Annotated in this window: 4 rRNA genes (2 of these 4 cut by a window edge); all 4 read left to right on the top strand. The window is 50.9% G+C overall.

Annotated features, from left to right (window positions below):
- Positions 1-1,979, top strand: a 23S ribosomal RNA gene (locus QFZ31_RS33710) (it extends 959 nt beyond the left edge of the window).
- A gap of 78 nt (positions 1,980-2,057) precedes the next feature.
- A 5S ribosomal RNA gene (rrf, locus tag QFZ31_RS33715) occupies positions 2,058-2,173 on the top strand.
- A 291-nt stretch (positions 2,174-2,464) separates the two neighbouring features.
- Positions 2,465-4,014: ribosomal RNA gene (locus QFZ31_RS33720) — 16S ribosomal RNA — on the top strand.
- Between the two features lie 190 nt (positions 4,015-4,204).
- Positions 4,205-5,000 (top strand): 23S ribosomal RNA (locus QFZ31_RS33725); it runs 2,142 nt beyond the window's last position.
- The 16S, 23S and 5S rRNA genes sit together here, the layout of an rRNA operon.

Raw genomic sequence — 5,000 nt, forward strand, 5'->3', positions numbered from 1 at the left:
AACTCCGAATGCCAAAGACTTATCCGTGGGAGTCAGACTGCGAGTGATAAGATCCGTAGTCAAAAGGGAAACAGCCCAGACCACCAGCTAAGGTCCCAAAGTTTACGTTAAGTGGAAAAGGATGTGGAGTTGCTTAGACAACCAGGATGTTGGCTTAGAAGCAGCCACCATTTAAAGAGTGCGTAATAGCTCACTGGTCGAGTGACTCTGCGCCGAAAATGTACCGGGGCTAAACGTAACACCGAAGCTGTGGATTGACACCGTATGGTGTCAGTGGTAGGAGAGCGTTCTAAGGGCGTTGAAGCTAGACCGTAAGGACTGGTGGAGTGCTTAGAAGTGAGAATGCCGGTATGAGTAGCGAAAGATGGGTGAGAATCCCATCCACCGTATGCCTAAGGTTTCCTGAGGAAGGCTCGTCCTCTCAGGGTTAGTCGGGACCTAAGCCGAGGCCGAAAGGCGTAGGCGATGGACAACAGGTTGATATTCCTGTACCACCTCTTTATCGTTTGAGTGATGGGGGGACGCAGGAGGATAGGGTAAGCGCGCTGTTGGATATGCGCGTCTAAGCAGTTAGGCTGGTAAGTAGGAAAATCCGCTTACCGTAAAGGCTGAGCTGTGATAGCGAGGGAAATATAGTACCGAAGTTCCTGATTCCACACTGCCAAGAAAAGCCTCTAGCGAGATAAAAGGTGCCCGTACCGCAAACCGACACAGGTAGGCGAGGAGAGAATCCTAAGGTGAGCGAGAGAACTCTCGTTAAGGAACTCGGCAAAATGACCCCGTAACTTCGGGAGAAGGGGTGCTTTTTGAGGTGAATAGCCTCGAAGAGCCGCAGTGAATAGGCCCAGGCGACTGTTTAGCAAAAACACAGGTCTCTGCGAAGCCGCAAGGCGAAGTATAGGGGCTGACGCCTGCCCGGTGCTGGAAGGTTAAGAGGAGGGGTTAGCGCAAGCGAAGCTCTGAATCGAAGCCCCAGTAAACGGCGGCCGTAACTATAACGGTCCTAAGGTAGCGAAATTCCTTGTCGGGTAAGTTCCGACCCGCACGAAAGGCGTAACGATCTGGGCACTGTCTCAACGAGAGACTCGGTGAAATTATAGTACCTGTGAAGATGCAGGTTACCCGCGACAGGACGGAAAGACCCCGTGGAGCTTTACTGTAGCCTGATATTGAATTTTGGTACAGCTTGTACAGGATAGGTAGGAGCCTGAGAAACCGGAGCGCCAGCTTCGGTGGAGGCGTCGGTGGGATACTACCCTGGCTGTATTGAAATTCTAACCCACACCCCTGATCGGGGTGGGAGACAGTGTCAGGTGGGCAGTTTGACTGGGGCGGTCGCCTCCTAAAGAGTAACGGAGGCGCCCAAAGGTTCCCTCAGAATGGTTGGAAATCATTCGTAGAGTGTAAAGGCACAAGGGAGCTTGACTGCGAGACCTACAAGTCGAGCAGGGACGAAAGTCGGGCTTAGTGATCCGGTGGTTCCGCATGGAAGGGCCATCGCTCAACGGATAAAAGCTACCCCGGGGATAACAGGCTTATCTCCCCCAAGAGTCCACATCGACGGGGAGGTTTGGCACCTCGATGTCGGCTCATCGCATCCTGGGGCTGTAGTCGGTCCCAAGGGTTGGGCTGTTCGCCCATTAAAGCGGTACGCGAGCTGGGTTCAGAACGTCGTGAGACAGTTCGGTCCCTATCCGTCGTGGGCGCAGGAAATTTGAGAGGAGCTTTCCTTAGTACGAGAGGACCGGGATGGACGCACCACTGGTGTACCAGTTGTCTTGCCAAAGGCATCGCTGGGTAGCTATGTGCGGACGGGATAAGTGCTGAAAGCATCTAAGCATGAAGCCCCCCTCAAGATGAGATTTCCCATAGCGTCAAGCTAGTAAGAACCCTGAAAGATGATCAGGTTGATAGGTCAGAGGTGGAAGCGTGGTAACATGTGGAGCTGACTGATACTAATCGTTCGAGGACTTAACCAATTTTTAAAAGCGAACTCGTTTTACACACTTCTTCTGAAATTATCTAGTTTTGAGGGAATGAAACCTCAAAATAAATAGTCTGGCAGCAATGGCGAGAAGGTCACACCCGTTCCCATACCGAACACGGAAGTTAAGCTTCTCAGCGCCGATGGTAGTTGGGACTTTGTCCCTGTGAGAGTAGGACGTTGCCAGGCGAAAGACTTTTAGTCTTTTAAATTCTCTTCTTAAGAGAAAAGCGAAAAACTTTATATTGCATTAATACACCAATGGTGTTATTATTGAAAAGCTGCTTCGTGAGGTATTTAACGTAAAAACTTAAATGAAATTTTATGTTGACTATAATGAAGTTGCATGGTATGATGGTTTTTGTCACTTCGCTATTAAAATTGTTCTTTGAAAACTAAACAAACAAGAACGTCAACAAACAAATTTTTTAGCTTTTATTAAAAAGCTAAGCCAACGTAACAAAATGAGCTATATCAACTTTCTTGGAGAGTTTGATCCTGGCTCAGGACGAACGCTGGCGGCGTGCCTAATACATGCAAGTCGAGCGAATCTTAAGGTGCTTGCACCTTTTGGTTAGCGGCGGACGGGTGAGTAACACGTGGGCAACCTGCCTGTAAGACTGGGATAACTTCGGGAAACCGGAGCTAATACCGGATAATCCTTTTCCTCTCATGAGGAAAAGCTGAAAGTCGGTTTCGGCTGACACTTACAGATGGGCCCGCGGCGCATTAGCTAGTTGGTGAGGTAACGGCTCACCAAGGCGACGATGCGTAGCCGACCTGAGAGGGTGATCGGCCACACTGGGACTGAGACACGGCCCAGACTCCTACGGGAGGCAGCAGTAGGGAATCTTCCGCAATGGACGAAAGTCTGACGGAGCAACGCCGCGTGAGCGATGAAGGCCTTCGGGTCGTAAAGCTCTGTTGTTAGGGAAGAACAAGTATCGGAGTAACTGCCGGTACCTTGACGGTACCTAACCAGAAAGCCACGGCTAACTACGTGCCAGCAGCCGCGGTAATACGTAGGTGGCAAGCGTTGTCCGGAATTATTGGGCGTAAAGCGCGCGCAGGCGGTCCTTTAAGTCTGATGTGAAAGCCCACGGCTCAACCGTGGAGGGTCATTGGAAACTGGGGGACTTGAGTACAGAAGAGGAAAGCGGAATTCCACGTGTAGCGGTGAAATGCGTAGAGATGTGGAGGAACACCAGTGGCGAAGGCGGCTTTCTGGTCTGTAACTGACGCTGAGGCGCGAAAGCGTGGGGAGCAAACAGGATTAGATACCCTGGTAGTCCACGCCGTAAACGATGAGTGCTAAGTGTTAGAGGGTTTCCGCCCTTTAGTGCTGCAGCTAACGCATTAAGCACTCCGCCTGGGGAGTACGGCCGCAAGGCTGAAACTCAAAGGAATTGACGGGGGCCCGCACAAGCGGTGGAGCATGTGGTTTAATTCGAAGCAACGCGAAGAACCTTACCAGGTCTTGACATCCTCTGACACTCCTAGAGATAGGACTTTCCCCTTCGGGGGACAGAGTGACAGGTGGTGCATGGTTGTCGTCAGCTCGTGTCGTGAGATGTTGGGTTAAGTCCCGCAACGAGCGCAACCCTTGATCTTAGTTGCCAGCATTCAGTTGGGCACTCTAAGGTGACTGCCGGTGACAAACCGGAGGAAGGTGGGGATGACGTCAAATCATCATGCCCCTTATGACCTGGGCTACACACGTGCTACAATGGATGGTACAAAGGGCTGCGAGACCGCGAGGTTTAGCCAATCCCATAAAACCATTCTCAGTTCGGATTGTAGGCTGCAACTCGCCTACATGAAGCCGGAATCGCTAGTAATCGCGGATCAGCATGCCGCGGTGAATACGTTCCCGGGCCTTGTACACACCGCCCGTCACACCACGAGAGTTTGTAACACCCGAAGTCGGTGGGGTAACCGTAAGGAGCCAGCCGCCTAAGGTGGGACAGATGATTGGGGTGAAGTCGTAACAAGGTAGCCGTATCGGAAGGTGCGGCTGGATCACCTCCTTTCTAAGGATAATGCAGTCCTTGTGGACTGATAAAACGTTGACTGTTACTTGTTTGTTTAGTTTTGAGAGTGCAATTTCTCTCATTATATTTTGTTCCTTGAAAACTAGATAATCGTAAGAAGAAGTCAAAGTAAAACCGAGAAACGCCATTATAGTTTTTCTCTCTTATTTAATAAGAGTATAACCATTTAGGTTAAGTTAGAAAGGGCGCACGGTGGATGCCTTGGCACTAGGAGCCGATGAAGGACGGGACTAACACCGATATGCTTCGGGGAGCTGTAAGTAAGCTTTGATCCGGAGATTTCCGAATGGGGGAACCCACTGCTCGTAATGGAGCAGTATCTTTACCTGAATACATAGGGTATTGAAGGCAGACCCGGGGAACTGAAACATCTAAGTACCCGGAGGAAGAGAAAGCAAACGCGATTCCCTGAGTAGCGGCGAGCGAAACGGGACATAGCCCAAACCAAGAGGCTTGCCTCTTGGGGTTGTAGGACACTCAACATGGAGTTACAAAGGAACGGGGTAGATGAAGCGATCTGGAAAGGTCCGTCATAGAAGGTAAAAACCCTGTAGTTGAAACTTCGTTCCCTCCTGAGTGGATCCTGAGTACGGCCGGACACGTGAAATCCGGTCGGAAGCTGGGAGGACCATCTCCCAAGGCTAAATACTCCCTAGTGACCGATAGTGAACCAGTACCGTGAGGGAAAGGTGAAAAGCACCCCGGAAGGGGAGTGAAAGAGATCCTGAAACCGTGTGCCTACAAGTAGTCAGAGCCCGTTAATGGGTGATGGCGTGCCTTTTGTAGAATGAACCGGCGAGTTACGATCCCATGCAAGGTTAAGTTGAAGAGACGGAGCCGCAGCGAAAGCGAGTCTGAATAGGGCGAATTGAGTATGTGGTCGTAGACCCGAAACCAGGTGATCTACCCATGTCCAGGGTGAAGTCCAGGTAACACTGGATGGAGGCCCGAACCCACGCACGTTG

This window comes from Neobacillus niacini (assembly GCF_030817595.1).
Lineage (GTDB): Bacteria > Bacillota > Bacilli > Bacillales > Cytobacillaceae > Neobacillus > Neobacillus niacini_G.